This window comes from Halonotius pteroides, from assembly GCF_003605635.1.
GTDB classification, from domain to species: Archaea; Halobacteriota; Halobacteria; order Halobacteriales; family Haloferacaceae; genus Halonotius; species Halonotius pteroides.
The window spans coordinates 1-6785 of the sequence record NZ_QMDW01000046.1 but is presented as its reverse complement, the minus strand read 5'-3'; the positions used below and the strand labels follow the sequence as shown (position 1 = coordinate 6785).

The following is a 6785-nucleotide window of genomic DNA, read 5'->3' as shown; positions in this document are numbered from 1 at the left end:
TCGAACATCAGTATCGTAGTTCTCGTAATTTTTGTCCTTGTAGGTGCCATCCTCGGTGTCAGCGTCCTCTTCGCTGTCGCCACGAATTCGTTTCTTACGCACTTTGTCGGGAATGGCTCCATTGTGTAGCTTATCTTTCTGTGGGTCGTGCAAGTTCGTAAAGTAATGTCGAGCGACGTGGAAACCCATCTTCTGTTCTGTATTTAGTCCCTTGGCCCAGTAGATTGACCGCCAGTGATTCTGCCGACAATTGCGACACCGAAATCGCCGCCCAGTCTCTTTACCTGATGATAGATTTTCTTCAATGACTGAACCGCCGCATGTTGGACACTCCTCAATTGTTTCCTCTCTTGAGAAGTTCTGAACGCTATCTATGTAATAATCAACCTGCCACAGCCGCTTACGAATGCTATGATCTCCAAGTCTCTCAGCAGTGGTATGACCGTCACTAACAAACAGTGGATTCACAGTCTGTTTATAGGTCGGAGGGCGGGACATTAGCCAGTCGATTAGTGCCGTTTTGAATTCGGAATCAATTGGAAGAACACTGCCTCCTTCTTCCGACCGTTTGTTTCCTTGAGCTTTGTCCCGTATTTCCCCTTCCGTTTCTGGGCCGGGAGTGTCATCGTTTGGAATCTCGGCTCCCTTGTTGAATGCCTCATAGATCAACATTGTATCCGGTCGGTCGCGCACTCTAGGGTCTATACGTACATCATGGTTATCGACAATCTCGTAGAATATCGGGTGGTCAATGTGTAGGCACCGTAAATCAAGATTAATTGCTTCTGACATACGTGTGCCGTGTTTGATCCCAGCAAGCCAAAATGCGCGGCTAAACGGTAATGTAAGCCAATTTAAGAAAGTCTCCATCCGATCAAATGGGATATGTGGGCGGTCTGCCTCAAGATCATGGTTATCTCTAAACTCGTCAAGAGGGACATCAACAGGATTCCCGACAATTGCATTATATTGATCAAGTACGTTATAAAATTGATTCAACATGCCTAATATACCGGCAATAGTTGAATTACTGAGGTCGGTATCTGGTTTCAAAACGTCATCTCGGAATACGGAAATGTCGTCCCTCACAACGTCTCTGACGCCTTCAACCTCTGCATCAGTTTCTGGAGCAATTTCATCAAGCAGGAATGACTCAAATCGTCTAATATTTTGGATTATATTATCAATGTCTTTACTTGTCAACTCCTTTCTCTTTAGCTCCTCAAACTGCTTAATGGGATTTTTACGCCATTCACGCTCTGCATCTTCGCGCCGCTGTTCGCGTACTCGGGTGTTCGCCCGGCTTAAATCCCGATCAGTTTCCTCATTATTGTTACTCATCGCAGTCCTCCGCTTTGATATACTCATCACCAACAAGCACCTCAATCATACCGGCTTCTCTGAGTTGTTGTAGCGTATTCTTAATTTCATCTCGCTGCTCCTCCTCGGTTCCAAAGACCATCTCGCGGAGTTCTTCGGCACTAAGTGATTGGTCTTTATCGGTTGAGAGATTGCGCAACACTGCATCACCAAGGTCGCCCTCAGACGTTTCGAGGTCGCTATCAGCTGATACTATCTCTCCTTCGGTCAATTCACGCAGTCGGTCGATATCGACTTTTCCGTTTGATCTGAATACTAAGCGACCAATCTCAATGCATCGTCGTGCATAGTCAGATCTAGATAAGCCCACTTCATCTGATTCCTGATCGTACTGTTCTGCCAACTCATCTCGAATCGCCACGGTCTTACCCATAATTGCCCTTTATTGCGGCAATCAGTTAATTATTATGATGTTCTAATTCGTTTATTCGGGCCTTAAGTCCGATCATTTATATACTTTTTATACCCCAAAATATTCACTTGCTCTCACCTTCGTCATAGAAGCACGATTAAACGAATTCCAATTCTGGATTCCGGGGTAAGCAACCCCGCCCAAAGGTCTATATCCCCACACTGTCGTAGATGTGGGCAACGCGATGTCGAACAAATCTATCAAGACAATCAAGATTGACCGCTCGGAGCCCCTTGAGATGGACAATCGGGGCCGAGTGACGATCCCGGCTAACATCCGAGATAAGCACGGTATCAACCCTACCAATGATAATACGATTTGGCTGGAAGTCACCATCGAGGAGGCCGAAATCCAATACGACAACGAGGAGGGATCGGCAGAGTAGCCACTCTTGAATGTTAGTTGCAGCCCCTCTACGGGGGGCTGACACCGGCCTCAGACGACTCAGCGCACCTTCCTGTGGCAAGGATACCTGCGCTGAATCGTGGTTGTCTGGGGGCCGTGTCTGTCCCTCCGTGCCGATTGGACTTAGTTTGTTCGTCTCAGAAGATATTGATCTATTCTGGAGGTTTAGCCGATGAGCGTCGCCAATTTCGATGGTGACGGCACTGGTGATACTTCTGGACTCGTCTATGGATATGAAGACGATGACACTGGAGACACCGAGATACGGAAGATCATTAGGTCGGGCTACGGGCACATTGGCGTCTCTCCCGGCGACGTGGAACCCATGTCGGCAACGAAATCTACGCTCGATGATCGGCTGCCCGAACGCTCACTACCAGGTGATCCGGGACTGATATACGATTATTGTGGCGATGATATTCCGGGATTCGCGTGTGAAGAGTGTGGGTGTCCACGATACATAGGTAGTACCTGCTATAACCCGGCGTGTGAGCGATGCTGGGCGGCAGCTGTGAAATCTAAAACAATTAGATCAGCATCCAAACTAGATGCACTCAGACGCGATCTCTACGTCAACGACTACAATGAACGCGAGGATGTTGATTTCCAACACGTCGTTGCGAGCCTGCCTGAACTCCTTGTTGACAGTGATGAGCCGGTCAAACACGCCTATAAGATCTTGAAGGTGCTACTAGAGACAAAGTGGGGTATCAAGGGCTTTCTTGCGATCTATCATCCTTATCGGATCAAAGACGAGTACCGGAAAGATCAGTACGATCACGGCGGGGCCGAGGGTCAGGGCGACATGACGTGGGCCGACGTACTCTCCTCGGAGAATCCAGAGGAGTATATTAAATTCGAGCCGCACTTTCATCTGTTCTTCCCCTCGCGCCGCTATGCGTTTGATTATAGTGTTGTTGAGGCAGTAGAGCGGCAGTCTGGGTGGGTCTTCAATCGAATTGAAAAGAAAGAGGACGACGATCACCGAAGCGTTGCTAACCTAGACGATCTGGTTCATCAAATCTGCTACTGCTATTCACACGCAGGCGTCCACGAAAGAGAGTCGAGAAATGAGCTTACTAGCGTGATGAAAGGCCGTCTACACAATATCTCTGTCCTCGATGACGGCACCGAAGAGCAGGTAACAGCGTCCTTCTGTGATGCCGCGCCAAAACTGCTCGGCGTTCGATTCAGCAATGTGAATGAATCCAATTGTGAGGCCGAGCAATGCGACTGTGACGGCGAGTGTGAGTGTGAGGATGACCATCCCCTACATGAGTTGTATAACCAGTGGGACGACGGCACTACTGGCTTAGACAACTCTGCAGCATCGTCCTCGGCAGCACCATCATTTGATGAGAGTTCTCCATCTATCGACGATACTTCGGCATCTCACTCGCTTGACGGCAATACACAGGCTTCTGACCAAGATTCTAGCAGCGACAGTCCCACTACTAGTTCACGATCAGTACCGAATCCTGTTGTCACTGATAGAGACGCCTGTGGCGGAGATCTCATACCGATTCGAGAGGCTGGGGGCCTCCTCGATGATGGTGAGTGGTGCAAGCAGGCCCGCTACTCGGCGGCGTTACAACTAGCGTTTGAGGAGTGGGAAGACAGGGTTGATAGTGATGATAGCGACGAGCCACATCCAGGCGAGGCCGCCGTGCAACGCCGCTGACACACGACTGTTGAGTGGCAACACTACCCCGACGCCCTCTTATGATTCGTGTTTACGCAGTTTGTATGGCTCTTCGCGGCGCGGATATACAAATTGTGTAATACCTGTTGAAATGGATCAGTAGGAATTACCATTTACTCGACACTAAGCCGTGTTTTCATCTGGGGGTTGTCGCATGTATCTATGATACTCAACTACATCAGTAGTAGTTCAAAATTTCTGCGCTAGGCACGGCTGTTGCGGTCGCGGGGTTATTTATTCTCATCCTGCCTGCGCGCCGACGCAATCGGCGCGCGTGACCCCGACGCGCGCGCCCTGCATTTGCCGAGCGGTTGAGGGGTGGGGGGCCACTCACAACGAGGGGTGTGGTGATCACCTCTCAATTAAGCGTTGTATGGCGGTTTTCCTTTGGATGGAACCCGGTTCGAGCGGGCTGATGCTGGGGTAAATGCTGGTCAATCACCTGTCCAGAGCGACACAAAATTATACGAATCGTATATTATATACTAATTGAATGCTAATGAAGAACTAATGGAACTGAAAACGGTCTACGAGTCTGGCATTGTCTACAACTATTCAGACTGTTCAGTATTCATCCCCTCCACTGTTGACAATCCTGATCACACTGCTGAGAAAGCGAAATCTCTAGATCTGTCTACTCCCGATACAGCGATCCGTCTGGAATCTGACCAGGATGACTTACGGCCATCTACAGAGCGAGCAGAGCTGCTGGCATTGCTACGAGATCGGGTTGGAGGGTGGATGTATGAGCACACCGACGTAGGCCCTCAGCATCCGCGTGTGCCGGTTGCATTAGTTGCTGAGGGGAAAGCATCGGTGGCGGGATATCTCGCTGTTGCAGGCCTCGATAATGATGAGATAGCTGACTATCTGGATGTTGGCCGCCGGACTGTGAGTCAGTATATATCTGATTTAAAACAGGGTGAGCGATGAGTCGCTGACGGCCACACGAATGAACTATCATCTACCCGGTGGCTGGAGGTTTTTCATGCTGAAATCAGACTGTGGAACGAATCGATCCGCCAGTTGTGCGAGCTCACGAGTCCGTTGGATATCGGCGAGATTGTGCTTGAGTAGTGGCAGCCACTCAGCGGCCTCATACGCGTCCACAGCCTCGCCGCTGTCCTCAAAGGGGTCACACGTCGGGCTGCCTATCAGCTGGTCGTAGACACCTACGAGGTCGCGCTTGTCACCGGTATCGAATCGATCAACGATGGCTTCCATCATATCGGCGTAGGCGAGATCCTGAAACGGCCATTCCATATCGTGATTCAGAAATCGAGTCCGGCAGAACGGGAGATCGAAGCCACCCTGCCATGTCTCGCCATTGTATGCTGTCAAATAGTGGCGGTCGCTGTCGATCTGCCCGGTCACAACGTCGGAAACTGCATCCAATAACTCTCGCTCTGAGCCAGCAATTACGAGCGATACCGCTCCGGTTGCGTGGTGGTCAAGCCCATCAACGAGCGCAGCGTGATCGGCATCACGACCGTCTACGTTGATAATAAGTGAGACACCGATTGAATGTGCGAACCCGGCGACGGTGATAACTGAATCATCGTCAAGACCGCTGGTTTCGATATCGAATGCAATTGGATCGAGGCCCATGTTCATCGGGACTCAACCCGGTCACATAACGCTATGAGGGCTGTTTCCGAGACTTCCGTAATACTGGGTAGACGCGATATACCCGCCAATACTGGGAGTATCGGGAGTATTAGTAGGTTTCCGGGTGCATCGCTACGATGTAATAGCGATGAAAGCAGCGATGCAAAATCGATGCAGAGCGATGAAGCCCGATTAAATCCATGGCACGCCCCCGAATCAGTGCGTCAGTCCCCGAATCTCTGAATGAGGACATTGAGCAACTAGTCGAAGATGATGATGCAATAAACAGCAAGGCAGAGGCAATTCGATACCTGTTGGAGCGTGGGTTTGAGGCCGAGGACCTAGAGACTGAAATCACACATCTGGAAGCTCGAATAAACGAGTTAGAGAATATGCTTGGCGAACGCGATCAGGTTGAGGAACAGGTGACAGAGCTAGCGCAGACAATCGAGAATCAGCAGCAGGCCCCGTTCTTTGTTCAGTGGTGGTCGTGGTTCAAATCAAGGGGAGACGCCGATGAGGACGCTGACAACGGCACTGAATAGCCTGCTATCTACGTCGTTCTGGAGGGTAAATCACGACGTGGACAGTGGTGCCGAGATGATACCATGATTTTGGCATGAAACTAACTTCAAGACCCCATTCAGCCGCCCAATTGACGATATCGAACCAACCATTTCGTTGCCGCTGATCCGGGTCAGCTGTTTTCGATGGCGTGACCTGCTCAACATTACCCATGTAGAGATGCATCCCGTACATGGCAGGATTACCATTTTCGTCAAGCCACAGGGTTGCGTGGTCTGAATGTGGCGGGGAATGTGGCGGCTCATCGAGATCACCAATTTTCTCGCGTTCCCTCTTTTTCCAGCTGCGTACTGAACAGGAACACTCACCATCTCCTGTGATTAACCGCCGGATACAGGCCGAGTCAGCGGGTTCTGCAAGATCAAATGCATCAATGAACACATCGCGCTGATACCCGCCTAGTATGGCTCCTAGGGCTCTCCAGATATTGTCGTATCGTGGGTCGTCGGCATCGTGATCGAGGTAGGCTTCGACCGCCTCCTCCAACTGGCGATACTCCGGCCATTTGTAGTCCGGGGGATGCGGCCCACGAGTTGAGCGTGGGTCTGGTTCTTGACTCATGTATTCCACCCCTCTCCGACTGCCGGGATCACTTCATTGTAGATACCAAATTTGGCGACCCCGTTCAGGTACGGCTCTCGAACATCAGTATCGTAGTTCTCGTAATTTTTGTCCTTGTAGGTGCCATCCTCG

Annotated in this window: 8 protein-coding genes; 4 read left to right on the top strand and 4 right to left on the bottom strand. The window is 50.4% G+C overall.

Annotated elements, in window-relative coordinates; genetic code table 11:
* Both DP106_RS14810 and DP106_RS14805 read right to left on the bottom strand, forming a co-directional pair.
* Window positions 1-1341 (bottom strand): hypothetical protein (locus tag DP106_RS14810; RefSeq protein ID WP_120086570.1); only part of this gene is annotated, 1341 nt, incomplete at its 3' end.
* Window positions 1334-1753: a hypothetical protein gene (locus tag DP106_RS14805; RefSeq protein ID WP_120086569.1), complete on the bottom strand. Its 420-nt coding sequence runs from the start codon at window positions 1751-1753 to the stop codon at window positions 1334-1336. The genes DP106_RS14810 and DP106_RS14805, both read right to left, overlap by 8 nt.
* Before the next feature lie 223 nt (window positions 1754-1976).
* Here DP106_RS14805 and DP106_RS14800 point away from each other — a divergent pair, with 223 nt between their 5' ends.
* From DP106_RS14800 to DP106_RS15625, 3 genes are all read left to right on the top strand, one after another.
* The gene (locus tag DP106_RS14800) at window positions 1977-2177 is read left to right on the top strand and encodes a division/cell wall cluster transcriptional repressor MraZ (protein WP_120086567.1); all 201 of its coding nucleotides are present in this window, start codon (window positions 1977-1979) and stop codon (window positions 2175-2177) included.
* A 192-nt stretch (window positions 2178-2369) separates the two neighbouring features.
* On the top strand, window positions 2370-3878 hold the full coding sequence (locus DP106_RS15630; protein WP_133305181.1) for a hypothetical protein: 1509 nt from the start codon (window positions 2370-2372) through the stop codon (window positions 3876-3878).
* Window positions 3879-4409: 531 nt separating this feature from the next.
* Window positions 4410-4832, top strand: a complete 423-nt coding sequence (locus tag DP106_RS15625; protein ID WP_133305180.1) for a helix-turn-helix domain-containing protein — start codon at window positions 4410-4412, stop codon at window positions 4830-4832.
* A 27-nt stretch (window positions 4833-4859) separates the two neighbouring features.
* Here DP106_RS15625 and DP106_RS14790 read toward each other — a convergent pair whose 3' ends face one another.
* Window positions 4860-5507, bottom strand: a complete 648-nt coding sequence (locus DP106_RS14790) for a 3'-5' exonuclease family protein (protein ID WP_120086572.1) — start codon at window positions 5505-5507, stop codon at window positions 4860-4862.
* A 200-nt stretch (window positions 5508-5707) separates the two neighbouring features.
* On the opposite strand from DP106_RS14790, the gene DP106_RS14785 reads away from it, so the two are divergent.
* Window positions 5708-6052 carry a TAF11 family protein gene (locus DP106_RS14785; RefSeq protein ID WP_120086564.1) on the top strand — a complete coding sequence of 115 codons (345 nt, stop codon included), beginning with the start codon at window positions 5708-5710 and terminating at the stop codon, window positions 6050-6052.
* Window positions 6053-6056: 4 nt separating this feature from the next.
* Here the strand turns inward: DP106_RS14785 and DP106_RS14780 are convergent, their stop codons facing one another.
* Complete coding sequence (locus DP106_RS14780) at window positions 6057-6653, bottom strand: hypothetical protein (protein ID WP_120086562.1); 597 nt, start codon at window positions 6651-6653, stop codon at window positions 6057-6059.
* Window positions 6654-6785 lie beyond the last annotated feature (132 nt).

Excerpts from the sequence above, each read along its gene's own strand:
- DP106_RS15630 (WP_133305181.1), top strand. The coding sequence starts at position 2,370 with ATGAGCGTCGCCAATTTCGATGGTGACGGCACTGGTGATACTTCTGGA.
- DP106_RS14785 (WP_120086564.1), top strand. The coding sequence starts at position 5,708 with ATGGCACGCCCCCGAATCAGTGCGTCAGTCCCCGAATCTCTGAATGAG.
- DP106_RS14800 (WP_120086567.1), top strand. The coding sequence starts at position 1,977 with ATGTCGAACAAATCTATCAAGACAATCAAGATTGACCGCTCGGAGCCC.
- DP106_RS14790 (WP_120086572.1), bottom strand. The coding sequence starts at position 5,507 with ATGGGCCTCGATCCAATTGCATTCGATATCGAAACCAGCGGTCTTGAC.
- DP106_RS15625 (WP_133305180.1), top strand. The coding sequence starts at position 4,410 with ATGGAACTGAAAACGGTCTACGAGTCTGGCATTGTCTACAACTATTCA.
- DP106_RS14805 (WP_120086569.1), bottom strand. The coding sequence starts at position 1,753 with ATGGGTAAGACCGTGGCGATTCGAGATGAGTTGGCAGAACAGTACGAT.
- DP106_RS14780 (WP_120086562.1), bottom strand. The coding sequence starts at position 6,653 with ATGAGTCAAGAACCAGACCCACGCTCAACTCGTGGGCCGCATCCCCCG.